Genomic DNA, 25,387 nt, shown 5'->3' with positions numbered 1-25,387 from the left:
GCGGCCCCGCACCTCCGGCGGCGCGACCACCGGCACCACCCACGCCACCACCGACACCCTCAGGGAGCCCCATGACCACCCCCGCCCTTCCCACCACCGAGGCCCTGCGCGACCGCGCCCTCGACAGCCTCCGCCGGGTCGGCGTCACCCCCGACCAGGGCGATGACTTCCCTGCCCGCACCCCCATCACCGGCGAGGACCTCTTCGGCCTCGCCGCCGCCACCGAGGCCGAGACCGAGGAGGCACTCGAGGCCGCCCGCCGCGCCTTCCTCACCTGGCGCAGCACTCCCGCCCCGCGCCGCGGTGAACTCGTCCGCCGCCTCGGTGAGCTGCTGCGCGACCACAAGAGCGACCTGGCCGACCTCATCACCATCGAAGCGGGCAAGATCCGCTCCGAGGCCCTGGGCGAGGTCCAGGAGATGATCGACATCTGTGACTTCGCCGTCGGTCTGTCCCGCCAGCTCTACGGCCGCACCATCGCCTCCGAGCGCCCCGGCCACCGGCTCGCCGAGACCTGGCACCCGCTCGGCGTGGTCGGTGTCATCTCCGCGTTCAACTTCCCCGCCGCCGTCTGGTCCTGGAACACCGCCGTCGCCCTGGCCTGCGGTGACACCGTGGTCTGGAAGCCCTCCGAGCTCACCCCGCTGATCTCGCTGGCCTGCGACCGGCTGCTGGCACAGGCCGCCGAGGACACCGGCGCCCCGCGCGATGTGCACCGGCTGCTGCTCGGCGACCGCGCCATCGGCGAGCGGCTGGTCGACGATCCGCGGGTCGCGCTCGTCAGCGCCACCGGCTCGACCCGTATGGGCCGTGAGGTCGGCCCCCGGGTGGCCGCCCGCTTCGGCCGCAGCCTGCTGGAACTGGGCGGCAACAACGCGGCCGTCGTCGCGCCCTCCGCCGACCTCGACCTCGCCGTCCAGGGCATCGTCTTCGCCGCCGCGGGCACCGCCGGACAGCGCTGCACCACGCTGCGGCGGCTCATCGTCCACCGCGACATCGCCGACACCCTCGTGGACCGGCTGACCGCCGCCTACCGCAAGCTGCCCATCGGCGACCCCTTCGACGAGGGCACCCTCGTCGGCCCGCTGATCTCCACCCAGGCCCTCGAGACCATGCGGGGCGCCCTCGACCGTGCCCGGGCCGAAGGCGGCACCCTCCTCGTCGGCGGTGAGCGCCGGCTGGCCGACACCGCGCCCCGGGCCGGTTACGCCGAGCCCGCGATCGTCCGCGTCGACGCGCAGACCCCCGTCGTCCGCGAGGAGACCTTCGCGCCCATCCTCTACGTCCTCACCTACGACACCCTGGAGGAAGCCATCGCCCTCCACAACGATGTGCCCCAGGGGCTGTCCTCCAGCATCTTCACCCGCGACCAGCAGGAGGCCGAGTACTTCCTGTCCGCGGAGGGCTCCGACTGCGGTATCGCCAACGTCAACATCGGCACCTCCGGAGCCGAGATCGGCGGCGCCTTCGGCGGGGAGAAGGAAACCGGTGGCGGCCGCGAGTCCGGCTCCGACGCCTGGCGCGCCTATATGCGCCCGGCCACCAACACCATCAACTACTCCAGCAGCCTGGCCCTCGCCCAGAACGTCAGCTTCCTCTGACCGACCTCTTGACGCGCCACGTCAGTGCGCGGACACTCAGCGCCACCGGGTCCCGTCCGTGGGCCCGGTGGACGCACACTCACCGCACGGGGATGAACGCACCCTGTGAACGGAGCGTCTCGCTGACCGGACCCGGGTGATCCGACTCCTCGAACCACTCACCTCCTGCGGGCGGAAGTGTTAGGAATAGGGGGTGATCGGATTTTTCGGTCGATCGAGGCGTTCCGTGCATATCCCCTCCCGGCAGCGCCTCCGCTCCCTGCTGGGCATGCGCAGCATCGCCGGGCAGGTCTTCGCCGTACAGGTGGTGCTCGTCGTCGTGCTCATCGTCGTCGCGACGATGGCGCTGGTCTTCCAGGCGCGTAACGACAGCGAGACGGAAGCCATCAACCGGTCCACCGCCGTCGCCCACACCTTCGCCAGCTCGCCCGGTACCGCGGCGGCCATGCGCTCCAGCAGCCCCAGCAAGGTGCTCCAGCCCCGGGCCGAACTGGCCCGCAAACGGGCGGGCCTGGACTTCGTCGTGGTGACGAACACCAGGGGCATCCGCTACACCCACCCCCTGCCGCAGTACATCGGCAAGGAGGTCGTCGCCAACTGGCGGCCCGCCGTCAAGGGCAAGGTGGTCACCGAGACCGTGAACGGCCCCCTGGGCAAGGAGGTGCAGGCCACCCTTCCGATCCGAAACGCCCACGGACGAGTCATCGGCCTGGTGTGCGCCGGGATGACGGCCAAGGACGTCACCGGCCGGGTCAAGCACCAACTGCCGCTGGTGTTCGGCACCGCCGCGGGCGCACTGGCCCTCGCCACCGGAGGTACCGCGCTGGTGGGCGGGCGGCTGCGGCGTCAGACCCGCGGACTGGGCCCGGCCCAGATGATGCGGATGTACGAGCACCACGACGCGGTGCTCCACTCCGTGCGCGAAGGTGTGCTCATCGTCGACGACCAGGGGCGACTGGTGCTGGCCAACGACGAGGCCCGGCGGCTGCTCGACCTCTCCCCGGACGCCGAGGGTCGCCATGTCTCCGAGCTGGGCCTGGATCCGCGTACCGAGGAGCTGCTCACGTCCGGACGGCTGGCCACCGACGAGGTGCATCTGGCCGGGGATCGGCTGCTGGCCGTCAACCAGCGCCCCACCGGCTGGGACGGCGGACAGCCCGGCAGCGTCACCACCGTGCGCGACACCACCGAACTGCGTGATCTCTCGGGCAAGGCCGAGGTGGCGGAGAAGCGGCTGCGGCTGCTGTACGACTCCGGCTCGAAGATCGGCAGCACCCTCGACATCGTCCGCACCGCCGAGGAGCTCGTCGAATTCGCGGTCCCGTGGTTCGCCGACTACGCCACCGTCGACCTGGTGGAACCCGTGATGCGCGGCAATGAACCCGCGGGCAGCGCGATGCGCCGCACCGCCACCACCGGGGTCCGGCCCGACCACCCGCTGTGGCGCATCGGCAAGCTGATCACCTACGTCAGCGCCGCGCCCCAGGCGTTCGGCTTCGGCGCCGGACGGCCGGTGCTCGAGCCGGATCTGCGCTCCTTCGGGGGCTGGTCGGAGCAGGACCCGGAGCAGGCCGCGCGGATCGTGAACTTCGGCATCCACTCGATGATCACCGTTCCGCTGCGGGCCCGGGACGTCACCCTGGGCATCGCCACCTTCTGGCGCTCCGAGAAGCCCGAGCCCTTCGACGAGGAGGACGTGGCGCTCACCGAGGAGCTGGTCGCCCGCGCCGCCGTGGCCATCGACAACGCCCGCCGCTACACGCGCGAGCACGCCATGGCCGTCACCCTTCAGCGCAGCATGCTGCCCCAGGGCCTGCCCGAGCAGGACGCCCTGGAGGTGGCCCACCGCTATCTGCCCGCCCAGGCCGGGGTGGGCGGCGACTGGTTCGACGTCATCCCGCTGCCCGGTGCCCGGGTCGCCCTCGTCGTCGGCGATGTGGTCGGACACGGTCTGCACGCCGCCGCCACCATGGGACGGCTGCGCACCGCCGTCCACAACTTCTCCGCACTCGACCTGCCGCCGGACGAGCTGCTCGGCCACCTCGACGAGCTGGTGACCCGCTTCGACCAGGACCAGGCCGCGGAGGACCACGACGCCCCGGCCATCACCGGAGCCACCTGTCTGTACGCCATCTACGATCCGGTCACCGGACTCTGCACCCTGGCCAGGGCGGGCCACCCCGGCCCGGCCGTGGCTCACCCCGACGGCACCGTGACCTTCCCCGAGGTGCCCCTCGCCCCGCCGCTCGGCCTGGGCGGCGAGCCCGTGGAGACCGCCGAGCTGCGGCTGCCCGAGGCCACCCGGCTGGTGCTCTACACCGACGGCCTGATCGAGGACCGTGGCCGGGATGTCGACGCCGGGCTCGACATGCTCCAGGCCACCCTGGCCGGACACCCCGAACGCAACCCCGAGCGGACCTGCCGGGCGGTCTTCGAGACCATGGCCTCCCCGCACCCCAGCGATGACATCGCCCTGCTCGTCGCCCGCACCCGGCTGCTGGCCCCCGACGCGGTGGCCGACTGGGACATCCCCTCCGAACCCGCCGCGGTCGCCCGCATCCGCACCGAGGCCGACCGGCGGCTCGCCGGATGGGGGCTGGAGGAGGTCGGGTTCACCACCGAGCTGATCCTCAGCGAACTGGTCACCAACGCCATCCGCTACGGCTCCGACCCCATCCGGGTCCGCCTGCTGCGCGGCCGCAGCCTCATCGTCGAGGTGTCCGACAGCAGCAGTACCTCCCCCCATCTGCGCCGCGCGGCCACCACCGACGAGGGCGGGCGGGGTCTGTTCCTGGTGGCCCAGTTCGCCCAGCGCTGGGGCACCCGCTACACACCCAACGGCAAGATCATCTGGGCCGAGCTGCCGCTGACCGGTGTCGCGTCCCCCTCCCCGGGCACCGACGAGGATCTGCTCGACCAGTGGGACGACGTCCCGAGCTGACCGGGGTGCGGCCGGACCCCGGCCGGTTCCGGACGGTCCAGCCGGTCAGGAGCGGCCCGGCGCCACCAGCTCATCGGCGAGCAGATCCATCAGCAACCCGTCGCGCAGGGTGCCGTCCGGGCGCCGCTCGTACTGCCGCATGAGGCCCACCGGACGGAAACCGAGCCGCCGGTAGAGCCGGATCGCCCCCGCGTTGTCCGCCGCCGGGTCGATGGTCAGCCGGTGATGTCCGGCCACCTCGAACAGATGGCGGGCGAGCGTATGGAGGGCGTCGCCACCGATGCCCCGCCCGTGCCGGTGCGCGTCGACCGCGATGTCCAGACCCGCGCTGCGGTACTCGGGGGTGGGCTCCTCGCAGGACTGGATCAGGCCGACGACCGTGCCCTCGTACTCGATGGCATAGGCGCGGATGTTCTCCGGCGGATCACACGCCTCCGCCGCCTCCGAGTGCGCGTCGCCCCACCAGCGGGCCACGGCCGGATGGCCGAGGATCTCCCGGAACCGCTCCGCGTCCCCTCGCACGGCACGACGCAGCCGAACGGCGCGCCCCTCGATCACCGCGTCCGCGGCCTGACCGGGAACGGTGCCGAAGGGGACGTCCACGGCCCGCGCCACGATCTCGATCTCATCGCCCAGCGCCCATTCGGCCGCCCGCGACGCCATCGCGGCCGGAACCGCCGCACTGATGCCCGCCGCCGCCGGAACGTCGTACGTGGCATGGGCGTCGTGCGGCATGACCACCCGGTAGTCCAGCTCCAGCGCGGTGCGGGCCGTCGTGCTCACACACATCTCGGACATCACCCCGCACACCGCGAGCGCCCGCACCCCCGCCCCGGTCAGCAGCTCCGCCAGCGGTGTCCCATGGAAACCGTCGTCCTCCGTCTTGCGGATCACCACCTCCCGCGGCCCCTCCACCACCGGCAGGTACAGCTCCCAGCCCGGTGTCCCCGGCTCGTCCGGCCCGCCCTCCGGCCCGTCGTTCTGAAGGTGGACCACCAGCGCACCGGCCGTACGGGCCCGGTCCAGCAGGTCCTTGGTGCGCTCGAGCACCCTCGCCGCGTCCGGTACGGCCTGCGGACCGGAGACGAAGGCCGTCTGCATATCGACAACGAGCAGGGCGTGTACGGGGGATACGGGGTCACTCATGGCGCCATTATCTGCGCCTCCGACCGGATCCTCAGGTCGTTTTCCGTTGCGCGCTGGCTGCCTCTCCCGGGGCCGCGCAAGCAACTGCGCGTAGGGTGGGGGAATGCTCTGACACCTGCCCGAGCCACGGGCACCCCCAAGAACTCCTTCGTCCGTCGTATCCCGGCTCCGGCAACCCGGACCCGGGCTCCGGAACCCACGAAGGAGACCTTTTCCATGACCACGTCGACGCGCTTCGACATCCCCGAGACTTTCGCCCTGTCCTACGGCGCGCACGGCGCCGAGGAGCGTGCCTGGCTCGCCCAACTGCCTCGTATCGGCGATGACTTCCTCGACCGCTGGACGCTGCGGCCCGACGGTCCGCCCGCGCACGGCATGGCCTCGCTGGTCCTGCCCGTCCGCCGGGCGGACGGCACACCGGCCGCTCTCAAGCTCCAGCGGCCCCGGGAGGAGACCGCGGGTGTCGCCGCCGGGCTCCGCGCCTGGCGCGGCCAGGGCATGGTGTGTTTGCTCGACCACGACGAGGAGAGCGGCACCCAGCTGCTGGAACGGCTGGACGCCGGCCGCCCGCTGTCCGCGGTGCCCGACGACCACGAGGCCCTGCGGATCCTGGCCGAACTGCTGGCCCGTCTGGTCGCCGTACCGGCCCCCGAGGGGGTGCGCGGACTCTCCGGCCTCGCCACCGCCATGCTCGACCAGGCCCCAGCGGCGATTCCGGCCCTGCGCGACCCCGCCGAACAGCGGCTGGTGCGCAACTGCGCCGCCGCCGTCGCCGAGTTGACCGATGAGCCCGGCGACCGGCTGCTGCACTGGGATCTGCACTACGACAACGTGCTGGCGGGGGAGCGGGAACCCTGGCTTGCCATCGACCCCGAACCACTGGCCGGAGACCCCGGGTTCGAGCTGCTGCCCGCACTGGACAACCGATGGGACGAGGTGGTGGCCACCGGTGATGTGCCGCGCGCGGTGCTCCGCCGCTTCGACCTGCTGACCGAGGCAACCGGCGTGGACCGGCGGCGGGCGGTCGGCTGGACACTCGGCCGGGTGCTGCAGAACGCCCTGTGGGACATCGAGGACGGCAAAACCGCCCTCGATCCCGTCCAAGTGGCCATCACCACCGCCGTGTTGAAGCGTTCGGCATAACGCCACCGCGCCGGTGAGCCGCCCCTGACGGTGGCGGTCTCACGGCGACGACGTGTCCCCGGGGGCCGCCACCGGCAGCAGCTCCGGACGCTTGGCGACGCGGTTGTCGCCCGAGGAGCGGCCCCGCAGCCGTCTGCCGAGCCAGGGGCCGAGAAACGATCCGGCCCAGCGCAGTTCTGTTCCCAGCGCGCGCCACCCCACCGGGACGGGCGTGTCCGGAGGGGGCAGCGGAAGCGCCCAGGAGCTGTCGCTGCCCGGGAGCCGGAGGGCCTCGGCCACGGCGGCGGCGATCCGTTCGTGGCCGAGCGGCGCGGCGTGCAGACGGTCCGGACTCCACAGCCGCTGATCGGTGACGACCCGGTGGTGCGCGGTCTCGGCGACCACCACGCCATGGCGCTCGGCCGCCGCGCGGAGCCGCCGGTTGAGGGCTTCGACACGGGGGCTCAGCGGGCGCGCGAGCGGGGTGATCCGTGCGACGTCGGGAAAGGTGAGGGTGGCCACGCGGGCCCCCGCGGCGGTGAGTTCGGCGAACATCGCCTCCAGATGGCCCGCCGTCTCGTCCGCGTCGAACCGGGGCCGCAGCAGATCGTTCATCCCGGCGACGACGGTGGCCAGATCGGGGCGCAGGGCGAGCGCGGGGCGGAGCTGCTGGGTGTGCACATCGGCGGCGAGACGGCCCCGTACCGCCAGGTTGGCGTAGTGCAGACCGGGGTGGTGGACCGCGATCCGCTCCGCGAGCCGGTCGGCCCACCCCCGCGGCCCGCCGGTGTGGTCACCGTCGCCGAGCCCTTCGGTCTGGCTGTCGCCGAGGGCGACATACCGCAGATACTCATCCCCGGGCACGGGCCGCCCGCCTCTCCTCGAGCACCGCCGCACCGCGCAGACACCAGTCCCGGTTGCCCTCCTCGAAGGCCAGCCCCCGCAGACAGGTCAGATACGGTCCGATCCGGTCGCCGTGGCGCAGGAACTCCTCCTCGTCGCGGTCACCGCGCATGGTCCGCAGCAGTGAACCGAACAGCTCGGCCTTGGCCTCGGCGAAGGCGGCCCGCTCGCGCAGCTGCGCGAGCACCGCCTCGGCGTTCACCTGGTCCACGGCCTGGACCTTGACCAGCAGATCGTCCCGGATGAACGAGGGTTTGGCGGTGGCCGCGGTGAACCGCTCCAGCTCGGCGAGACCGGCCCCGGTGACCGTGAACAGCCGCTTGTTGGGACGGGTGTCCTGCACCACCTCCCGCCCGGTGACAAGCCCTTCCGTCTCCAGCCTGGTCAGCTCGGCGTACAGCTGCTGCGGCAGGGCGTGCCAGAAGTTCGCCACCCCGGTGTCGAACTTCTTGGCCAGCTGATAGCCGCTCAGCTCCTCGTGCAGCAGTGCCGCCAGTACGGCATGACGCAAGGCCATCGGGCTGTGCTCCTCCCTCGCCGCTCCCGCTCTGGTCGCCGGACCGCACCTCATGATACTCAAGAAACTGACTGATCACCTTCATGAGTAGCTGCCTGAGCGTGCCGCTCGAGCGGCCTCATGAGCAGGAGGAGGTACGCCATGACGACCGCAGACCGTTTCCGGGCCGCCGTCGAGAACGGTGACCGGGCCGCCCTCGAGGACCTGTTCACCGACGACATCCGCTTCTACAGCCCGGTGAAGTTCACCCCGTTCGAGGGCAAGCCCATGGTGATGGGCCTTTTCGGCGTCCTGCTGCGCACCTTCGAGGGCTTCCGCTACCTCGGCCACTTCGACGGCGCGGCGGAGACCAGCTCCGACGGCGCCATGGCCCCGTCGGTCGTGCTGCCCTTCCGCGCCACGGTGAACGGCAAGGAGATCCATGGCATCGACCTCCTCCAGTTCGACGAGGCGGACAGGATCCGGGAGTTCACCGTGATGGTCCGCCCGCAGTCGGCGGTGCGTGCGCTGGGCGAGGCGGTGCACGCCGGGCTGGTGGCCGACGGCCTCGTCACCGCGCCGGACACGGGGCAACCGGCCGGCACACCGGCCTGAGCACGTGGGGCCCGGGTCCGCACCGGGGGAGCGGTGCGGACCCGGGCGGCCGGGGCAACCGGTCAGGCGCGGGCGCCCGCCGGGTCCAGCTCGGGCGACAGCCGCCGGTGCATCAGCGTGGCGGCCGCGACGGTGGTCAGCACCCCGCCGAGCGCGTAGGCGACGAGCACCGCCATATTCCCGGTGATCCCGTGACCGGAGAAGTACACGAGGTGGCGTACGGCATGGGTGGCCGCGCCGTTGGGCAGCGCGGAGCCGATCGCGCGCCAGAACGGGGGCAGCAGATCGGATCCGTACGCCCCGCCCGCGCTGGGGTTGCCCAGCACCACGAACAGCAGCACCGTCACCCCGATCCCCAGCACACCGAAGAGGACCTGGAAGGCGATCGTGACGGCCGCCGCGCCGAAGACCACCAGCGCGCCCAGCGCCGACAGGGCGAGGAAGTGGTCATTGAGGGCGCCGAGTACCGGGCCCACGATCGCCGCACCGCCCAGACCGGAGACGACCGCGTACGGCACCGCCGCCAGCAGCCGCGCCGCGGCACGCCGGACGGAGGCGGGACGTGCGCCCTTGGACACACCCAGCAGCGCGGCGAAGAGATAGCCACCGACGGTCCACCCCACCACCAGGTAGAAACTGCTCAGCCCGCGGGCGTCCCCCGGCTGGGCCGGGACCGCGTCGACCACCGAGACCGTGCGCTTCTGGCTCTGCTCGGCCTGAGTGATCACCGATTCCACCGCGGTCGCGGTGGACGCGCCCCCGGCCCCGGCCACCAGCAGCCGGTCGTTCCGCGACTGGGGGTTCACGATCAGCGCGCCACTGGTGTCCCCCTCGCGCAACTGCGCACGAGCCGCCCGTTCATCGGCGGCGGTCGCCTTCAGGGGGTGACCCGGTATCGCGTTGATCTTCTGCACCACCTGCTGGGCCGTCCGCTCCGGCGCCACGACCGCGATCGGGACCCGGTGCGGCTGGGGGTGGTGGAACGCGCCCACGTAGGACAGCACAAAGCCCAGCTGCAACAGCAGCGCGCCCGCGATCAGTGCCGTCATCCGCGGGGTGACCGCGGCGCGCAGCTCGGCCCAGAAGCCGCCCGAGCCCTTGGCGCCGGGGCGTGGCTCCTCGGCCGGCCGGTGCGAGGTCTCCTGGTGATCTTCCTGGTCTCCGCGCTCTGCCCCGTGGTCTTCCTGATCTCCGCGCTCGCGATCCTCGCGGTCGGCGTCCGCCTGACTCACTCGACTGCACTTCCTCACTGCGTTCGAAAGGTCTCCCCGTTTCGATACATGAGTGTATCGGATGCATTCATGTATCGAACGCTAGGATGGGCGCATGGCTGACGTCAGTAACAGCGCACTCGACCGGCGGGCGCTGCGCACCGGCCTCCGGGCGGACGGCACTCCCGCGCGCGTCACACGGCGGCGCGCCGAAACCCGGGAGCGCCTGCTCGCCGCCGCGCTCTCGGTCTTCGCCGAGCGTGGCTTCGGCCGGGCGGGGATCGAGGAGATCTGTGAGACGGCCGGATACACCCGCGGCGCCTTCTACTCCAACTTCGACAGCCTCGACGAGCTGTTCTTCGCGCTCTATGAGCAGCAGGCCGCGCACACCATGACCCAGGTGCACGCCGCGCTGGCCGGAGCCACCCCCGACGAGGGGCTGCCGTCCCTGCTGGACCGGGTCAGCAACGCCCTGCTCATCGACCGGACCTGGGTCCTGGTGCGCACCGACTTCCTGCTGCACGCCGCCCGCAACCCCGAGACCGCGGCCGCCCTGACCCGGCACCGCGAAGCCATCCGCGAGACGCTGCAACCGGTCGTCGTGGGTGCGGTGGACCTGGCCGCCATGCCGCCCGCCCTGCGTGACCCCGAGGCCCTCACCAGCGCGGTCATCACCATCCATGACGCGGCGGCGACCAGGCTGCTGCTCGATCCGGATCTCGCGACCCTGCGGCCCTGGCTGCGGGACATGCTCACCGCGCTGCTCAGCCCCCGCGCGTAGGTCCGGTCGCCCTTCAGCGGTCGGTCCTGCGCGGCGACGTCGGGCCGGGGGAGGGAAGTCCGCCGAACCCCTTCCACGGACCATGCCGTCCCGTATAGTTACCGACCAGTAGGGCCGGTGCCCCTGGAGGCGATCGACGCCTTCTTCGTCCTGTGGCGTGACCGTCTGCTCGACAGTGAGTTCCGGGCGGGGTGTCCCATCGTGGCGGTCGCGTGGAGACCAGCCATGACGCCCCGCGGCCCATGTGATCTCTGCCCGAAGGAGCCGTCATGCCTACGCTGGAGCGCCAGGACGAGGTGTTCGTCCTCGACCTCGGGGACACCGAGAACCGCTTTCACCCCGACTGGCTCGACTCGGTCGGCGCGCTGCTGGACGAAGTGGAGAAGGCGGAAGGGCCGCGGGCCCTGGTGACCGCGGCCACCGGCAAGTTCTTCTCCAACGGCCTGGATCTCGACTGGCTGTTCGCCCACGCCGACCAGGCGGGCGACTACCTGCTCCGTGCCCAGGAACTCCTGGCCCGGACGCTGACCCTGCCGGTGCCCACCGTGGCCGCCCTGCAAGGGCATACCTTCGCGGCCGGAGCCATGCTCTCGCTGGCCCATGACTTCCGCGTGATGCGCGCCGACCGCGGCTGGTGGTGTCTGCCGGAGGTCGACATCACCCTGCCCTTCACCGACGGCATGGCGGCCCTTGTCCAGTCCCGGCTGACTCCCCAGGTGGCCCACGAGGCCATGACCACCGGCCGCCGCTACGGTGGCCACGACGCGCTCGCCGTCGCCATCGTCGACCGTACGGCGGATGAACAGGGTGTCCGGGAGGCCGCCATCGGGATCGCACGCCCCCTCGCCGCCAAGGCCGGGCCCACCCTGGGCCGGATCAAGGCACGGATGTACGGCCCGGCCATCGAGGCGCTGCGGCAGAAGGACATCCCTCTGGGCTGATCCGGCGGCTGGGCGGGGACCGTTCGCCCACAGCCGCCAACGGTATGATCCGTCACCCAGGAGACGTGGTGCGTTCCACGGCGTGGAGGTGAGGGGCCGAGATGTTCACCGACCGGTTGCTCGAGTTCGCCGCGATGTCCCTGCTGGTGATCGTGATCCCGGGCCCCAGTGTGCTCTTCATGATCGGCAGGGCGCTGGCCCATGGCCGCCGCACCGTCATGGCGACCGTGCTGGGAAACACGCTCGGCTCCTACCTCCTCGTCGTCGCCGTCGCGTTCGGCCTCGGTTCGCTGGTCGAACGCTCCGCGGCCGTCTTCATGGCTGTGAAGCTGGCCGGCGCGGCCTATCTGATCCACCTCGGGGTACAGGCGTTCCGGCGCCGCAAGGACATGAAGCTGGTCACGGTGGACACGCCCGCGCAGCCCGCCCGCGGCGATCTGCGCACGGTCGCCGACGGCTTCATGGTGGGTATCACCAACCCCAAGGGCCTGGTCTTCTTCGCCGCCACCCTCCCGCAGTTCGTGGACCACTCGGCCGGTGCGCTGCCCACCCAGATGCTGGTCCTCGGCCTGGTGCCGATCTGCATCGGCCTGGTCACCGACACCCTCTGGGGGCTGACGGCCTCGGCGGCCCGCACCTGGTTCGGCCGCTCCGAGCGCCGCTTGTCGATGATCGGGGGAGCGGGCGGATTCGCGATGGTCGGTCTGGGAGTGACGGTGGCGGCCACCGGCCGCCCGGACTGAGCCCCCACCGCCCGGCACGCCACGGCCCGCCCGCTCAGGCGGTGCGCGTCCAGGAACCCAGCACCATCAGCGTCTTGGTGCCGGTCACCTGTCCGGCCCGGCGCAGTCCGTCGATGATCTGCTGAAGGTGCTCGATGTCCCGAACCCGCACATGCACCAGCGCGTCCGGGTCACCGGCGATGGTGAACACCGCCTGCACCTCGGGGACCTCGTACGCAGTGCGGACGATCTCGCCGACCGGGGTGGTGCCGGTGTACGACAGCTCCACGAACGCCTCGATGCCCCAGCCCAGCTTGGTGTGGTCGATCTGCACCGTGAACCCGGTGATCACCCCGCTCTCCCGCAGCCGGTCCACCCGGCGCTTGACCGCGGCCACCGACAGCCCCACCTCGGGCGCCATTTCGGAGAAGGTGCGGCGGCCGTCCTCGCGGAGCATGCGCAGCAGTTGGCGGTCCACCTGGTCTATCTCGGTCATCGGCACACCCTCCATGGCCCCGGTCGGACGCAATTAATTTTACTCGGAATCGACTATTCGAGGAATGCTTTGCGTCTCTGAGCGAATCTCTCGCAACTTACTTGTGCCCCCGGGGCAAGTGTTGCTGTCCTGAACGCTCGAACCCCACGACGACGAGGAGGCTCGAGTGACCACCGACCCTGCTGCGGTATCGCTGCACGACAAGTACACGGCCCGCGGCGGCCGGGTGCTGATCTCGGGCATCCAGGCACTGGTCCGGCTGACGTTGGAACAGCGCCGCCTCGATGACGAGCGCGGGCTGAACACCCGCGCGTTCGTCAGTGGTTACCAGGGTTCGCCGCTCGGCGGAGTCGACCTGGAGATGGGCCGCGCCCACCGCTTCCTCGACCCCGCCGGAGTGGTGTTCCAGGCGGGTCTGAACGAGGAACTGGCCGCGACCGCGGTGGCGGGCACCCAGTTGCTGGACCAGGTCCCCGGAAGCCGCCACGACGGCGTCACCGGATTCTGGTATGGCAAGAACCCCGGCCTGGACCGGGCGGCCGACGCCATCCGCCATGCCACGGTGGCCGGTACGGCCCCGCTCGGCGGCGCCGTGGCCTGGATCGGCGACGACCCGGCCAGCAAGTCGTCCACCGTGCCCAGCTCTTGTGAGTCGATGTGCCAGAGCCTGGCGATGCCGCTGCTCGCCCCCGGCTCCGTCGCCGAGATCATCGAGTTCGGGCTGCACGCCGTGGCCCTGTCCCGCGCCACCGGCCTCTGGACCGGGCTGAAGATCGTCGCCGATATCGCGGACGCCTCGGCCACCGTCGACCTCGACGGGGTGGTCCCGGACATCCCCGCCCCGCGCCGTACCACCCGCGGCACCCTCCCCACCCTCGTGGGCCCCGCGTCCCTGGACGCCGAGCACGACATGCTCACCCGCCGCCTCGACCTCGCCCGTGCCTACGCCCGCGACGCCGGCCTGAACCGGATCACCTACAGCGCCCCCCGCGCCACCCTCGGCGTGGTGGCCTCCGGCACCTCCTACGCCGTGGTCCAGCGCGCCCTGGCCGACCTCGGCATCGACGAGGCCGCCATGGAGACGCTCGGACTCCGGCTGATCCGGCTGGGGATGCCGTATCCGCTGTGCGCCGAGGACCTGGTCGCCATGACCGGCGACCTCGAGCAGGTCCTCGTCGTCGAGGACAAGGTGCCCTTCCTCGAAGGACATCTGAAGGAAGCCCTCTACGGCACCAAGGACGCCCCGGTCGTGGTGGGCCGCCACCGCGAGGACGGCCGCCCGCTGCTCACCGCGCGCGGCACCCTGGAGGCCGAACACATCGCCACCGCCCTGGCCGACCGCATCGGGACGGAGCGGCTGCCGCACACCGCCACCGCCCATCTGACCTCCCTCGCCCCGAAGGCCCCGGCCCGTATCGCCCTGCCGACCGTCTCCGCCCGCACCCCCTACTTCTGCTCCGGCTGTCCGCACTCCGCCTCGACCCGCACCGACAGCGACACCCTCGTCGGCGCGGGCATCGGCTGCCATGTGATGATCGCCCTGGACGGCGCGGGCCGCGGCCACCAGATCGGTCTGACCCAGATGGGCGGCGAGGGCGCGCAGTGGATCGGTCTGGCCCCCTTCACCGACGACCGCCACTTCGTCCAGAACCTCGGCGACGGCACCTTCCACCACTCCGGATCCCTCGCCATCCGGGCCGCGGTGGCCGCGGGCGTCACCATGACCTACAAGCTGCTCTACAACGACGCGGTGGCGATGACCGGTGGCCAGCGCGCCGAAGGCCGCCTGGACGTACCCGCCCTGACCCGCTGGCTCGCGCTCGAAGGGGTGCGCAAGGTCGTCGTGACCACCGCGCGGCCGGCGGACTACCGCGGTGTCCGTCTGGACCCGATCGCCACCGTGCGCCACCGCGACGACCTGTCCGAGGCCGAGAAGTCCCTCGCCGCCACCGAAGGTGTCACGGTCCTCATCCACGACGACCGGTGCGCCGCCGAGGAACGCAGGCTCCGCAAGCGCGGTCAACTGCCCACCCCCGCCGAGAAGGTGGTCATCAACGAGCGGGTCTGCGAGGGCTGCGGCGACTGCGGCGATGTGTCGACCTGTCTGTCGGTCCACCCCGTCGAGACCGAGTTCGGCCGCAAGACCCGTATCCACCAGCCGTCCTGCAACTCCGACTTCAGCTGTCTGAAGGGCGACTGCCCGTCGTTCCTGCTCGTCGAGCCCAAGGCCGGGACCGAGGGGCCGGCCACCAAGCGGCGGCGCCCCGTTCCGCCGCTGCCGGTGGAGCTGACCGACCCCGTCCCGGCGGTCACCGGGGACAGCACCCTGGTGCGGATGCCCGGCATCGGTGGCACCGGTGTGGTGACCGTCTCCCAGATCCTCCAGATGGCCGCCCATCTCGACGGCCGCTACGCCGCGGGGCTCGACCAGACCGGACTGGCCCAGAAGGGCGGCCCCGTCGTCAGCGATGTACGCATCTCGACCACGCCGGTGACCGGCGCGCTGCGCGCCTCCCGTGCCACCGCCGACGTCCTGCTCGGCTTCGACCTGCTCGGGGCCGCCGCCGACAGCAACCTCACGGTCGCCCGCTCCGGACACACCATCGCGATCGTCAACACCGCCATCGTGCCCACCGCCGCCATGGTGACCAACCGGGTCGTCCTCCCCGGCTCCCCGGACGACTCGCTGGAGCGCATCGCCTCCGCCACCCGGCCCGAGGTCAATGTCCACCTCGACGCCCAGGGCCTGGCCGAGGCGGTCTTCGGCGACCATATGCCGACCAACACCCTGCTCATCGGTGCCGCCTTCCAGAGCGGCTGTCTGCCGCTGTCCGCGCGCGCCATCGAGGACGCCATCCGCCTCAACGGCGCCGCCGTGGACACCAACCTGGCGGCCTTCGCGTGGGGACGCGCCGCCGTCATCGACCCCGAGGCCGTCCGGCGCGCCACCACCACCCCCGAGCGGCCCGTCGTGGACATCACCCCCGCCGCCCGCGCCCTCGCCACCGCCGTCGCCGCGGGCGGACGGCTCCAGGACACGGTGGCGCTGCGTGGTGCCGACCTGATGGCCTATCAGAATGAGGCGTATGCCCGGCAGTACACCACCGATGTCCGGCAGGTGGCCGCCACCGCCCGGGAGCGGGCGGGCGAGGAGAACGGCGAACGCATCGCCCTGGCCTACGCCCAGGGCCTGCACAAGCTTATGGCCTACAAGGACGAGTACGACGTGGCAAGGCTGCATCTGGACAGCGTCGAACGCGCCAGGATCACCGAGGAGTTCGGCCCCGGCGCCGCGGTTTCCGTCATGCTGCACCCGCCCGCCCTGCGCGCGCTGGGCATGAAGCGCAAGATGCGGCTGCGGCGCACCGCCCCCGCCGTGTTCCGCACCCTGTACGCTCTGCGGAGGGTGCGCGGCACCCGGCTGGACATCTTCGGCTACGCGCGGGTCCGCCGCGAGGAGCGCGCCCTGATCGAGGAGTACCGCCACCTGGTCCGGGACGCACTGACCCTTCTGACCGCGGACAACACCGCTGAGGTCGAGGAGTTGGTGCGGCTCGCCGAGGGCATCCGTGGCTACGAGGACATCAAGCTGGCCCGTATCGCGGAGTTCCGCGACCGCGCCCGCGACGCCCTCGCCGAACTGAGCACCCCCACGGCCGTTTCCGCCTGATCCGCCAGCCCCAGACCAGGAGCCGCCATGCCCGTCGACCGTCTGCTGCCCACCGGGGAAGCCGAGGATCTGATCGACCTCGTCCGGGACATCGCCGACAAGGAACTCGCCCCGCGCGTCGAGGAACACGAACGTGCCGAACGCTATCCCGAAGGGCTGTTCCGGCTGCTCGGCGAGGCCGGGCTGCTGAGCCTGCCCTGCTCGGAGGAGTACGGCGGCGGCGACCAGCCCTACGAGGTCTACCTCCAGGTGCTGGAGGAACTGGCCGCGCGCTGGGCGACCGTGGCCGTGGCCGTCAGCGTGCACACCCTCGCCTCCTTCCCGCTGCTCACCTTCGGCACCGAGGCGCAGCGCGCCACCTGGGCGGCAGATGTGCTGGCAGGCCGTCTCGTCGGTGGCTACAGCCTCTCCGAGCCCCAGGCCGGATCCGACGCGGCCGCGCTGACCTGCCGCGCCGACAAGGACCCGGACGGGTACCGGATCAACGGCGCCAAGGCGTGGATCACCCACGGCGGCAAGGCCGACTTCTACGCCCTCTTCGCCCGCACCGGCTCCGGCAGCGACGGCATCTCCTGCTTCTTCGCGCCCGGACAGGCCGACGGCCTCACCTTCGGCCGCCCCGAGGAGAAGATGGGACTGCACGCCATCCCCACCACCGCCGCCTTCTGGGACGGCGCGCTCCTCGGGCCCGAGCGGCTCATCGGCAGCGAGGGCCAGGGGCTGCACATCGCGCTCAGCGCCCTGGACTCCGGCCGTCTGGGCATCGCCGCGTGCGCCACCGGACTGGCCCAGGCCGCCCTGGACGCCGCGGTCGACTACGCCCATGAACGCACCACCTTCGGGCGCAAGATCATCGACCATCAGGGGCTCGGCTTCCTGCTGGCCGACATGGCCGCGGCCGTCGACTCCGCCCGCGCCGCCTACCTCGACGCCGCCCGCCGCCGTGACCGGGGACGTCCGTACGGCCGCCAGGCCAGCGTGGCCAAACTCGTCGCCACCGACGCCGCGATGAAGGTCACCACCGACGCGGTGCAGGTCTTCGGCGGCTACGGCTACACCCGTGACTACCCCGTCGAGCGCTATATGCGCGAGGCGAAGATCATGCAGATCTTCGAAGGGACCAATCAGATCCAGCGGCTGGTCATCAGCCGTCATCTCGCCCGCTGACCCGCGCGCCCGCCGAAGCCGCCGACCCGGCGACACGCACCGACATCCTGCCGCCCGGGAGCACCGGAAGAACACCGCGGTGCCCGGGCCGCCGCGGACCGTACCGCACCCCCAACCCCCGCCTGGCCACAGGCCCGAGTGCTTGCGAGGACGCAGCGTGACACCATCGCACCTCACCTTCGAGCGGCGCCCCCACCCCTCGCCCCGGCCGACCGCGGAGCGGGAGGCGATCCTCGCCGCGCCCGGTTTCGGCCGCCACTTCACCGACCACATGGTGACCATCGCCTGGACCGAGGACCGCGGCTGGCACAACGCCCGGCTGGAACCGTACGCACCGATCCCCATGGACCCCTCGAACATGACCCTGCACTACGGGCAGGCGATTTTCGAAGGGCTCAAGGCGTACGCCCAGCCGGACAAGACCGTGGCCATGTTCCGTCCCGAGGTCAACGCCCGCCGCTTCCAGCTCAGCGCCCGTCGGCTGGCCATGCCCGAACTGCCGGTGGACACCTTCGTCGAGGCATGCGAACTGCTGGTCCGCGAGGACGCGGCATGGGTTCCCCAGGAGCCCGAACACACCCTGTATCTGCGGCCGTTCATGATCGCATCGGAGAACTCACTGGGTGTCCGGCCCGCCGCCAGCTATCTCTTCGCGGTCATCGCCACCCCCGCCGGTGCCTATTTCCCCGGCGGGGTCGAGCCGGTGTCCGTGTGGGTGTCCCAGAGCTACGTCCGCGCCGCCCCCGGCGGCACCGGCGCCGCCAAGTGCGCGGGAAACTACGCCGCTTCGCTCATCGCCCAGGCCGAGGCGGCGCAGCAGGGCTGCGACCAGGTGGTCTGGCTCGACGCGGTGGAGCGCCGCTGGATCGAGGAGGTGGGCGTGATGAACCTGTGCTTCGTCTACGGCACCGGCTCCGACGCCACCATCGTCACCCCGCGGCTGACCGACACCCTGCTCGCCGGTGTCACCCGTGACTCCCTCCTGTCGCTCGCCGGTGAACTGGGCTATGCCACCCGTGAGACCCGGATCAGCGTCGAGGACTGGCAGACCGGCTGCGCCGACGGCTCCATCAGCGAGGTGTTCGCCTGTGGCACCGCGGCCGTCATCACCCCGGTCGGACAGGCCAGGACCGCGGACACGTCGTGGACGATCGCCGACGGGCGGCCCGGCCCGGTCTCCCTGCGGCTGCGCGAGGCACTGCTGCGGCGGCAGACCGGTGCGGACACCGATCCGCACGGCTGGCTGCACCCCTGCACCTGACCGGGCGGGGCGCGTCACCGCCCGGTGTCCCCCTTGCCCTCGTCCACGGTGCGGATGACACGGTTCGGGCAGCGCCGTTCGGCGAGGCGGGCCTTGTCATGGAGCGTCGGCGGCGGCTGTTCGTCGACCACCACGACCAGGCCGTCGTCCTCGGACTGGTCGAACAGCTCCGGCGCGGACAGCACACACTGACCGGCGCCGCGGCAACGGCCGCGGTCCACCCGGATCCGCATCGCGCTCACCGGTCGTCCCAGGTGACCGGGAGCCGGTGGACCCCGTAGACGAGCATGTCGTCCCGCAGCGGCACCTGGCCGGGCGGTACCGCGAGACGGAGCGTGGGAAAGCGCCGGAGCAGCGCCGGAAAGGCCGTTCGCATCTCCATCCGGGCCAGATGCTGGCCCAGACACTGGTGCATCCCGTGGCCGAAGGCGAGGTGCTGCCCGGCGTCGCGGGTGACGTCCAGGTCGTCGGGTGCGGGGAAGAGCGAGGGGTCCCGGTTGGCCGCGGCGAGCGACGCGACCACCGTCTCGCCGGCGCGCACCCGCACCCCGGCGATCTCGACGTCCTCCCGGGCCGTGCGGACGGTGCCGAACTGGGCGATGGTCAGATAACGCAGCAGCTCCTCGACCGCGTGGTCGGCCAGTTCCGGCCGCTCGCGCACCAGCGCGGCCTGCCCGGGGTGGCTCAGCAGGGCGTAGGTGCCCAGGCCCAGCATGTTCGCCGTCGTCTCGTGTCCCGCGACGAGCAGCAGCAGACCCACACCGGTCAGCTCCTGGTCGGTCAGCGGTTCCTCCCCGTCCGCGGCGGTGTCCGCACCGTGCACCAGCCCGGACAGCAACGCCTCGTCCGGCTGCCGCCGTTTGGCCGCCACCAGACCCCGCACGTAGTCCCACAGCGCGTCCCGGGCGGCGAAGAGCTCCGCCTCCTCCCGGTCGAGCCCGAACAGGGTGAACGTCCACCGCTGGAAGTCGGCCCGGTCCTCGTACGGCACCCCCAGCAGCTGACAGATCACCAGCGAGGGGACCGGGCGGGCGAACGCCGCCACCAGATCGGTGGGCGGGCCGGTGTGTTCCATCGCGTCCAGGTGGCCGGTGACGATCTCCTCGATGTCCGGCATCAGCCCGCGCATCCGCCGGACCGTGAACCACCGGGCCAGCAGGCGCCGGTAGCGCGTGTGCTCGGGCGGATCCATCCCGATGAACGACCCCACCCGCCGGGAGTCGTTCTCCCGGACGGGGAGCGCGCGGACGGGGGAGGAGGCTCGCTCCCGGTCCGCGCTGAACCGGTCGTCCGCCAGCATGGCGTGGACGTCCTCGTAGCGGGTGAGCAGCCAGCCGACGTTGCCGTCGGGGAAGGCCAGTCTGCCGGCCCGTCCCTCCTCGCGCAGTTCTCCGTAGCCGTCGGGCGGATCGAACGGGCAGCTGCGATGGCGGGGCAGGGAGACCGGAGACGATCTGGACGAAGCGACCGACACGGGAGTGCCTCCCTTCCGGACGACCGGATCCTCCTTTCCGAGCGTAGTGCGGGTGCGCGGGCATCGCTTCCGATGTCAGGTCCGACCTGCGACGAACCTGGAAATAGTGTGCCAAGCGGCGGCGTCTCGCGACGGCGCGGGGCCGATACGCCCCGAGCGGCGGCGCCCGGAGATCGGCCGTGGCGTAACGCAATGACGCTGGAAAACTCGGCCGGTCCTCGCCGTTGACCGGCCTCCGCGCTGCTGTAAGACTCTCGAGGCAGCCCAGTGGTTTAGACCACTTGCGGTGCTCTGTGTCCCGCCCCGCCGCCGTCCCGGCCCCGCACGGCCCCGTCCGGAACCTCCCAGCGTGAGCATTGGAGACCCCGTGAGAAGACGCCTGATCGGGCTCGGCGCCCCGCTCGCCGCCTTCGCCGCCATCGCCGTCACCGGGCTGAGCGCCCCGCCACCGTCCTCCGCGGCCCAGCCCGCCGCCGCGGCGTTGCCCGCCGTCTCCCCCACTCCCCAGTCCCTCGTCCGCGACGGTGCCGACGTGCCCGTTCCGCGCCGGGTCGTCCTGGTCGTGGATCAGCGCACGGACACCGCGGCCAAGGACCGCCTCATCGCGCTCCTCACGACACACGGCGTGGACCGTGTCGAGGTCACCGGCCCGGACGACCCGCCCCCGGCTTCCGGGCGCGGCCTGACCGTGCTGCTCGGACCCGCCTCCCGGCCGGACATCGCCGACGCCCTGGGCGGCGCCGCCGCTCCCGGGCGCGCCGAGGGCTATGCGCTCCGCGTCGGCCACCACCGCCACGGGCCCTCCGTGGTGGCACTCGGCGGCCACGACGGCGCCGGGCAGTTCTACGCCGTCCAGACCCTGCGCCAGCTCTTCCGCCCCACCGGCGGCGACCGCTGGTCGGTGTACGGCGTCCGGGTCGGCGACCATCCCTCGATGGCTCTGCGCGGCACGATCGAGGGCTTCTACGGCACGCCGTGGACCCATCAGGAACGCCTGGACCAGATGGACTTCTACGGTGATGTGAAGGCCAACACCTACATCTACGCACCCAAGGACGACCCCTACCACCGCGGTAAGTGGCGGGATCCCTACCCGGCCGACAAGCTGGCGGAGTTGGGCGAGCTCGTCCGTCGTGCGACGGCCAACCACGTCCGCTTCACCTTCGCGGTCTCTCCCGGCGGGTCCATCTGCTATTCCGACCCCGCCGACCGCCGTGCCCTGAAGGCCAAGCTCCAGGCCCTGTACGACCAGGGCACCCGGGCCTTCTCCATCCCGCTGGACGACATCAGCTACACCAAGTGGAACTGTGACCGCGACCGCGCGGCCTACGGCGCCCCCGGACGTGGCGCGGCCGCCGCGGCCCAGGTCGATCTGCTCAATGACATCCAGAAGAACTTCATCGCCACCCATGAGGGCGCCCGGCCCCTTCAGATGGTCCCCACCGAGTACGGCGATCTGACCGACACCGCGTACAAGCAGAAGCTCCGGAGCGCACTCGATCCGGAGGTCGAGGTGATGTGGACGGGCACGGACGTCGTCCCGCCCACTATCACCACCGCCCAGGCGGATGCGGCATCGAAGCTCTTCGGGCGGAAGGTCTTCGTCTGGGACAACTATCCGGTCAACGACTACGGGAACACCAGCGGCCGGCTGTTGCTCGCTCCGTACGACAAGCGCGAGGCCGGTCTGTCCGAGCACCTCAGCGGGCTTGTGGCCAACCCGATGAACCAGCCCTACGCCAGCAAGGTCGCGGTGTTCGGCGCCGCCGACTTCGGCTGGAACGACCGTGCCTACCAGGCCGGGACGAACGGGCGGCGCGCCATGTCGTATCTCGCCGGTGGCGATCGCCGGGCCACCGGCGCTCTGCTGGTCTTCGGCGACCTCGAGCATCTGGCCCCCACGTTCGGGGACACCCCCTGGCAGGACCAGGCGCCTGTGCTGGCCGCCCGGATCTCCCGGTTCTGGACCGCCTGGGACGGTGACGGCGCCGACCGCGACACGGCGCTCCGGGAACTGCGTACCTATCTGCGCAGTATTCGGGAGGCACCGGCCGTCATCCGCGGTGGTGCGGTGCAGAAGGGCTTCACCACCGACGCCGCCGCCTGGTTGGACGCCACCGAACTGTGGGGCGCGGCGGCGGTGAAGATGGCCGACGCGCTCGCCGCGTGGCATCGGGGCGACCAGGACCGTGCCGATGTACTGGTTGCCGCCTCCCGCGAACTCCAGGGCGAGGCCGAGGCGGTGCGCACCACCCCCGCCCGCAACACCTGGGGTGAGGTGCGGCCCAAGGTGGGCGACGGTGTCCTGGACACCTTCCTGACCCGGGCCGCCGAGCGCATCGACTAGGTGTTCGACGGGATCAAGGGGGCGGCCCCGGTGTGCCACGTCCGAGGACGTGGCGCACCGGGGCCGCCGTGGTGTGCCGGCTCAGCCGGGGTCAGCGGTGGTGGTGGTACTTGCGGTCACGGCCCCAGGACTTGGCGTCCATGAAACGACCGCGGTCGTTGCGCAGGATCGCGGTGTCCCCGTCGTTGTTCCAGATGTAGGTGCGCGAGCCTTGGTAGACATCGCGCTCGGTGTCCAGGCCGGAGCCGGTGCGGACCCGCACGGACTCGTAGCCGCGCAGCGTCAGGTCCTCGAAACGGTAGACGTGGCGGGCGGTGTCGGCGAGGGTCCAGCCGCTGAGGTCGACGCGCTGGCGGCCGGTGTTGGTGATGGTGACCCACTCCGCGGCGAGGCTGCGACGAGAGTAGTCGTCGCTACCGGGGCTGTTGTACTGAACCTCTCCGATGACTACGCGCCAGCCGTGGTGCATCCCGGTGTGGGCGTCGGCCGGAAGCGCGGCGGTGCCGAGCAGAGCGGTGGCGGCGAGGCTGCCTGCGGCAAGGCGGGTGAGTCGAGTCATGGTGACCCCTAGGTGTGCGGGGACGGCTGTGCGCCGTCCCGTTGATCGAGTCCCGGCGGTGGCCGGGGAGATCACTGTGCCGCGCCGAATGCCGCAAAGTCGGATGAAACACCGCGTGTTACACAATACGGACAAATTTTGCCTTGCTCATAGCAAGGGCGGACTTTCCGACGGTGTGGTGGGCAGGACGGCAGCTCTCCGGGGCGCCGGCTCAGTTCGTCGAAATCCGGTGGTACGCACCGCCAGGGCCCCTGCACACTCCCTCTCATGCCGACAACACCGCCCACCGGCCCGCTCTGCACCCGGGATTCACTGGCCGTCGAACTGCGTGATCTCGGACTGCGCCCGGGGGAGACCCTCCTGGTCCACTCCTCCCTCAGCGCACTGGGCTGGGTCTGCGGGGGCGCGGGTACGGTCGTGCAGGCGTTGCTCGACGTCCTGGGCCCGGACGGAACGCTGGTGGTGCCGACGCACTCCGGCGACAACTCGGATCCGGGCGGCTGGTGCAATCCGCCGGTGCCCGAGTCCTGGTGGGCCGAGATCCGTGCCTCGATGCCGGGCTACGATCCGCGCACCACACCCACCTACGGTGTCGGCCGGATCCCCGAGACCCTCCGCACCTGGCCCGGCGCCCTGCGCAGCGCCCATCCGCAGACCTCCTTCGCGGCCCTCGGGGCGCGCGCCTCCGCGATCGTGGACGGCCATGCCCTGGACTGCCGACTGGGCGAACGCAGTCCGCTCGCCCGGCTGGAGGAAGCGGCGGCGCGGATCCTGCTGCTGGGTGCGGGCTTCGACTCCTGCACCGCCTTCCACCTCGCCGAGTACCGGATTCCCGCGCCACGGGCCGACAACTCCTTCGCCGTGATGACCCCACGCGGCCGCCGCTGGCACACCGTTCGCGACACCTCCATCACCGAGGAGCGCTTCGCGGACCTGGGGGCGGACTTCGCGAGGGAACGCCCGGTGATACGCGGCCGGGTGGGCGCGGCCGATGTGCGGCTGTTCGCCCTGCCCGACGCGGTCGCGTACGCCGAGACCTGGCTTGCCGAACACCGCCCGCGCCCGGTCCGATGAGGTGTCCCGGGGCTTCGGGCGGTCCGTGGCCGTCTCCCCAAGGAATAACGGTGGTTCACCACCCGTGCGGAGGGTCAACAGGTGAGGATGGGGAGATGACGACTGCCTCGCGCGCACACTCCTTCAACATGGCCGCCGCCCAGTACGCCGCGAGCCGCCCCTCCTATCCACCCGCCCTCTTCGACACCGTCGAGGAGCTCATAGGACGTTCCCTCGCAGGTGCCCGGGTCGCCGATATCGGGGCGGGCACCGGGATCGCCACCGCTCTGCTGCGCGAGCGCGGCGCCGATGTGATCGCCGTCGAGCCCGGCGACGGGATGGCCGCCGAGTTCCGCGCCGCCCTTCCCGATGTGCCGCTGGTACGGGGCGACGGCAACGCGCTGCCGTTCGCCGACGCCTCCCTCGACCTCCTCACCTACGCGCAGGCGTGGCACTGGACCGACACCGGCCACTCCGTTCCCGAGGCGCTGCGTGTGCTGCGTCCGGGAGGTGCGCTCGCCCTGTGGTGGAACATCCCCGCCTGCGATGTGCCGTGGATCTCCGCGCAGCACGAGCGCATCGCACACCACTGCGGAGTGACATCACCTCCCGCGGCACGCCACGACGACAGCCAGGCCGCCCGGCTTGCGGGGCTCGAAGGGCTGAGCCCGACACGGCGCCAGGTGCGCTGGAGCCGTACGGTCTCCCTCGATCTGCATCTGTCCAACATCGCCACGCACTCGGCGTTCCTCGTGCTCGGCGAAACCGGCACACAGGCGTTTCTCGCCGAGGAGCGCGCCCATCTGCGGGAGATCTTCCCGGACGGGAGGGTGGAGGAGGGTTACGAGGTGGACCTTCTGGTGGCCATGCGCTGACGCCGC

The 25,387-nt window shown here is 71.6% G+C and carries 21 protein-coding genes and 1 pseudogene; 13 read left to right on the top strand and 9 right to left on the bottom strand.

Features of this window, described 5'->3' with window-relative positions; translation table 11 throughout:
- Window positions 1-71 precede the first annotated feature (71 nt).
- The gene (amaB, locus tag JK363_RS31605; protein ID WP_201880478.1) at window positions 72-1,601 is read left to right on the top strand and encodes an L-piperidine-6-carboxylate dehydrogenase; all 1,530 of its coding nucleotides are present in this window, start codon (window positions 72-74) and stop codon (window positions 1,599-1,601) included.
- A 268-nt stretch (window positions 1,602-1,869) separates the two neighbouring features.
- Window positions 1,870-4,542, top strand: coding sequence for a SpoIIE family protein phosphatase (locus JK363_RS31600; protein ID WP_201880621.1), 2,673 nt, complete (start codon window positions 1,870-1,872; stop codon window positions 4,540-4,542).
- A 45-nt stretch (window positions 4,543-4,587) separates the two neighbouring features.
- Here the strand turns inward: JK363_RS31600 and JK363_RS31595 are convergent, their stop codons facing one another.
- Both JK363_RS31595 and JK363_RS43015 read right to left on the bottom strand, forming a co-directional pair.
- Window positions 4,588-5,100, bottom strand: coding sequence for a GNAT family N-acetyltransferase (locus tag JK363_RS31595; RefSeq protein WP_372444896.1), 513 nt, complete (start codon window positions 5,098-5,100; stop codon window positions 4,588-4,590).
- Window positions 5,101-5,130: 30 nt separating this feature from the next.
- Window positions 5,131-5,688: pseudogene (locus JK363_RS43015) on the bottom strand (cysteine hydrolase family protein); the annotation flags it as partial.
- A gap of 216 nt (window positions 5,689-5,904) precedes the next feature.
- Between JK363_RS43015 and JK363_RS31590 the strand changes: the two are divergent.
- Window positions 5,905-6,831, top strand: coding sequence for an aminoglycoside phosphotransferase family protein (locus JK363_RS31590; protein ID WP_201880476.1), 927 nt, complete (start codon window positions 5,905-5,907; stop codon window positions 6,829-6,831).
- 39 nt (window positions 6,832-6,870) lie between these two features.
- Here JK363_RS31590 and JK363_RS31585 read toward each other — a convergent pair whose 3' ends face one another.
- Both JK363_RS31585 and JK363_RS31580 read right to left on the bottom strand, forming a co-directional pair.
- A complete protein-coding gene (locus tag JK363_RS31585; RefSeq protein WP_201880473.1) occupies window positions 6,871-7,674 on the bottom strand; it encodes an SGNH/GDSL hydrolase family protein in 804 nt (267 codons plus the stop codon).
- On the bottom strand, window positions 7,661-8,230 hold the full coding sequence (locus JK363_RS31580; RefSeq protein WP_201880472.1) for a PadR family transcriptional regulator: 570 nt from the start codon (window positions 8,228-8,230) through the stop codon (window positions 7,661-7,663). The genes JK363_RS31585 and JK363_RS31580 overlap by 14 nt, the downstream gene beginning before the upstream one ends.
- Window positions 8,231-8,371: 141 nt before the next feature.
- Between JK363_RS31580 and JK363_RS31575 the strand changes: the two genes are divergently transcribed.
- Complete coding sequence (locus JK363_RS31575; RefSeq protein WP_201880471.1) at window positions 8,372-8,824, top strand: nuclear transport factor 2 family protein; 453 nt, start codon at window positions 8,372-8,374, stop codon at window positions 8,822-8,824.
- 62 nt (window positions 8,825-8,886) lie between these two features.
- On the opposite strand, the gene JK363_RS31570 is transcribed toward JK363_RS31575, so the two are convergent.
- Window positions 8,887-10,056 (bottom strand): ABC transporter permease, encoded by a 1,170-nt coding sequence (locus tag JK363_RS31570; protein ID WP_307821940.1) that lies wholly within the window; start codon window positions 10,054-10,056, stop codon window positions 8,887-8,889.
- Between the two features lie 94 nt (window positions 10,057-10,150).
- Here JK363_RS31570 and JK363_RS31565 point away from each other — a divergent pair, with 94 nt between their 5' ends.
- From JK363_RS31565 to JK363_RS31555, 3 genes are all read left to right on the top strand, one after another.
- Window positions 10,151-10,816, top strand: a complete 666-nt coding sequence (locus tag JK363_RS31565) for a TetR/AcrR family transcriptional regulator (RefSeq protein WP_201880470.1) — start codon at window positions 10,151-10,153, stop codon at window positions 10,814-10,816.
- A gap of 269 nt (window positions 10,817-11,085) precedes the next feature.
- Window positions 11,086-11,757 carry an enoyl-CoA hydratase-related protein gene (locus JK363_RS31560; RefSeq protein WP_201880469.1) on the top strand — a complete coding sequence of 224 codons (672 nt, stop codon included), beginning with the start codon at window positions 11,086-11,088 and terminating at the stop codon, window positions 11,755-11,757.
- 101 nt (window positions 11,758-11,858) lie between these two features.
- The gene (locus JK363_RS31555) at window positions 11,859-12,500 is read left to right on the top strand and encodes a LysE family translocator (RefSeq protein ID WP_201880468.1); all 642 of its coding nucleotides are present in this window, start codon (window positions 11,859-11,861) and stop codon (window positions 12,498-12,500) included.
- 34 nt (window positions 12,501-12,534) lie between these two features.
- On the opposite strand, the gene JK363_RS31550 is transcribed toward JK363_RS31555, so the two are convergent.
- Window positions 12,535-12,975: an Lrp/AsnC family transcriptional regulator gene (locus JK363_RS31550; RefSeq protein WP_201880467.1), complete on the bottom strand. Its 441-nt coding sequence runs from the start codon at window positions 12,973-12,975 to the stop codon at window positions 12,535-12,537.
- A 166-nt stretch (window positions 12,976-13,141) separates the two neighbouring features.
- Here JK363_RS31550 and JK363_RS31545 point away from each other — a divergent pair, with 166 nt between their 5' ends.
- The 3 genes from JK363_RS31545 to JK363_RS31535 all read left to right on the top strand — a co-directional run bounded on the left by JK363_RS31545 (window position 13,142) and on the right by JK363_RS31535 (window position 19,073).
- Window positions 13,142-16,645: an indolepyruvate ferredoxin oxidoreductase family protein gene (locus JK363_RS31545; protein WP_201880466.1), complete on the top strand. Its 3,504-nt coding sequence runs from the start codon at window positions 13,142-13,144 to the stop codon at window positions 16,643-16,645.
- A gap of 27 nt (window positions 16,646-16,672) precedes the next feature.
- Window positions 16,673-17,812, top strand: a complete 1,140-nt coding sequence (locus tag JK363_RS31540) for an acyl-CoA dehydrogenase family protein (protein ID WP_201880464.1) — start codon at window positions 16,673-16,675, stop codon at window positions 17,810-17,812.
- Between the two features lie 157 nt (window positions 17,813-17,969).
- A complete protein-coding gene (locus JK363_RS31535; protein ID WP_201880462.1) occupies window positions 17,970-19,073 on the top strand; it encodes a branched-chain amino acid aminotransferase in 1,104 nt (367 codons plus the stop codon).
- A 14-nt stretch (window positions 19,074-19,087) separates the two neighbouring features.
- On the opposite strand, the gene JK363_RS31530 is transcribed toward JK363_RS31535, so the two are convergent.
- The gene (locus JK363_RS31530) at window positions 19,088-19,306 is read right to left on the bottom strand and encodes a ferredoxin (RefSeq protein WP_201880612.1); all 219 of its coding nucleotides are present in this window, start codon (window positions 19,304-19,306) and stop codon (window positions 19,088-19,090) included.
- A 5-nt stretch (window positions 19,307-19,311) separates the two neighbouring features.
- Window positions 19,312-20,547, bottom strand: coding sequence for a cytochrome P450 (locus JK363_RS31525; protein ID WP_201880460.1), 1,236 nt, complete (start codon window positions 20,545-20,547; stop codon window positions 19,312-19,314).
- A 367-nt stretch (window positions 20,548-20,914) separates the two neighbouring features.
- Here JK363_RS31525 and JK363_RS31520 point away from each other — a divergent pair, with 367 nt between their 5' ends.
- A complete protein-coding gene (locus JK363_RS31520; protein ID WP_307821939.1) occupies window positions 20,915-22,894 on the top strand; it encodes a glycoside hydrolase family 84 protein in 1,980 nt (659 codons plus the stop codon).
- Window positions 22,895-22,985: 91 nt separating this feature from the next.
- On the opposite strand, the gene JK363_RS31515 is transcribed toward JK363_RS31520, so the two are convergent.
- Window positions 22,986-23,453: a lamin tail domain-containing protein gene (locus tag JK363_RS31515; RefSeq protein ID WP_201880458.1), complete on the bottom strand. Its 468-nt coding sequence runs from the start codon at window positions 23,451-23,453 to the stop codon at window positions 22,986-22,988.
- 267 nt (window positions 23,454-23,720) lie between these two features.
- Here JK363_RS31515 and JK363_RS31510 point away from each other — a divergent pair, with 267 nt between their 5' ends.
- Both JK363_RS31510 and JK363_RS31505 read left to right on the top strand, forming a co-directional pair.
- Complete coding sequence (locus JK363_RS31510; protein ID WP_201880455.1) at window positions 23,721-24,527, top strand: AAC(3) family N-acetyltransferase; 807 nt, start codon at window positions 23,721-23,723, stop codon at window positions 24,525-24,527.
- Window positions 24,528-24,622: 95 nt separating this feature from the next.
- The gene (locus JK363_RS31505; protein ID WP_201880453.1) at window positions 24,623-25,381 is read left to right on the top strand and encodes a class I SAM-dependent methyltransferase; all 759 of its coding nucleotides are present in this window, start codon (window positions 24,623-24,625) and stop codon (window positions 25,379-25,381) included.
- Window positions 25,382-25,387 lie beyond the last annotated feature (6 nt).

This window comes from Streptomyces coffeae, from assembly GCF_016741875.1.
In the GTDB taxonomy this organism is placed as follows: domain Bacteria; phylum Actinomycetota; class Actinomycetes; order Streptomycetales; family Streptomycetaceae; genus Streptomyces; species Streptomyces coffeae.
This window is presented reverse-complemented; position numbering and strand designations above follow the sequence as displayed.

What these genes read in the sequence shown, in the direction of transcription:
- amaB (WP_201880478.1), top strand. Translation starts at nt 72, where the DNA reads ATGACCACCCCCGCCCTTCCCACCACCGAGGCCCTGCGCGACCGCGCC.
- JK363_RS31600 (WP_201880621.1), top strand. Translation starts at nt 1,870, where the DNA reads ATGCGCAGCATCGCCGGGCAGGTCTTCGCCGTACAGGTGGTGCTCGTC.
- JK363_RS31590 (WP_201880476.1), top strand. Translation starts at nt 5,905, where the DNA reads ATGACCACGTCGACGCGCTTCGACATCCCCGAGACTTTCGCCCTGTCC.
- JK363_RS31580 (WP_201880472.1), bottom strand. Translation starts at nt 8,230, where the DNA reads ATGGCCTTGCGTCATGCCGTACTGGCGGCACTGCTGCACGAGGAGCTG.
- JK363_RS31575 (WP_201880471.1), top strand. Translation starts at nt 8,372, where the DNA reads ATGACGACCGCAGACCGTTTCCGGGCCGCCGTCGAGAACGGTGACCGG.
- JK363_RS31565 (WP_201880470.1), top strand. Translation starts at nt 10,151, where the DNA reads ATGGCTGACGTCAGTAACAGCGCACTCGACCGGCGGGCGCTGCGCACC.
- JK363_RS31560 (WP_201880469.1), top strand. Translation starts at nt 11,086, where the DNA reads ATGCCTACGCTGGAGCGCCAGGACGAGGTGTTCGTCCTCGACCTCGGG.
- JK363_RS31555 (WP_201880468.1), top strand. Translation starts at nt 11,859, where the DNA reads ATGTTCACCGACCGGTTGCTCGAGTTCGCCGCGATGTCCCTGCTGGTG.
- JK363_RS31550 (WP_201880467.1), bottom strand. Translation starts at nt 12,975, where the DNA reads ATGACCGAGATAGACCAGGTGGACCGCCAACTGCTGCGCATGCTCCGC.
- JK363_RS31540 (WP_201880464.1), top strand. Translation starts at nt 16,673, where the DNA reads ATGCCCGTCGACCGTCTGCTGCCCACCGGGGAAGCCGAGGATCTGATC.
- JK363_RS31530 (WP_201880612.1), bottom strand. Translation starts at nt 19,306, where the DNA reads ATGCGGATCCGGGTGGACCGCGGCCGTTGCCGCGGCGCCGGTCAGTGT.
- JK363_RS31515 (WP_201880458.1), bottom strand. Translation starts at nt 23,453, where the DNA reads ATGACTCGACTCACCCGCCTTGCCGCAGGCAGCCTCGCCGCCACCGCT.
- JK363_RS31510 (WP_201880455.1), top strand. Translation starts at nt 23,721, where the DNA reads ATGCCGACAACACCGCCCACCGGCCCGCTCTGCACCCGGGATTCACTG.
- JK363_RS31505 (WP_201880453.1), top strand. Translation starts at nt 24,623, where the DNA reads ATGACGACTGCCTCGCGCGCACACTCCTTCAACATGGCCGCCGCCCAG.